The organism is Shouchella tritolerans, assembly GCF_025770735.1.
In the GTDB taxonomy this organism is placed as follows: Bacteria; Bacillota; Bacilli; order Bacillales; family Bacillaceae_D; genus Shouchella; species Shouchella tritolerans.
The window spans coordinates 1-325 of record NZ_JAODPB010000028.1; the positions used below are offsets into that span (position 1 = coordinate 1).

The 325-nt window shown below is 54.2% G+C and carries 1 pseudogene; it reads right to left on the reverse strand.

What is annotated here, in order from left to right:
- Window positions 1-111: 111 nt before the first annotated feature.
- A pseudogene (locus N6H06_RS23040) lies at window positions 112-325 on the reverse strand (hypothetical protein); the annotation flags it as partial.

Consider the following 325-nt stretch of genomic DNA (forward strand, 5'->3'; position numbering starts at 1 on the left):
TTGTTGTTGTTTCATCAGGGGCGACAGGACGGCCACGATCATCGACAACAGGGTTTCCGTTGTCATCAAGGCGAGTAGTGACGACGGTTACTTGATCTCGCATAGGAGGCATCATATTAACCGCCCCACTCTCGCCTTGCCACGGATAAGCGATTCTACTTCTGGCGATATGGCGCTGCCGTTCAGACTCGCCGACACGCGGTTGGTAGAAAAAGCAGTAACGCCATGCCGCCTGAGCTTGGCATACTCTTCTTCCTCACCTTCCAGCATGTACAGCACTTGCAAGGCGACAGCGCGGGCAGTGATTTGATTCGGGCGATAATGG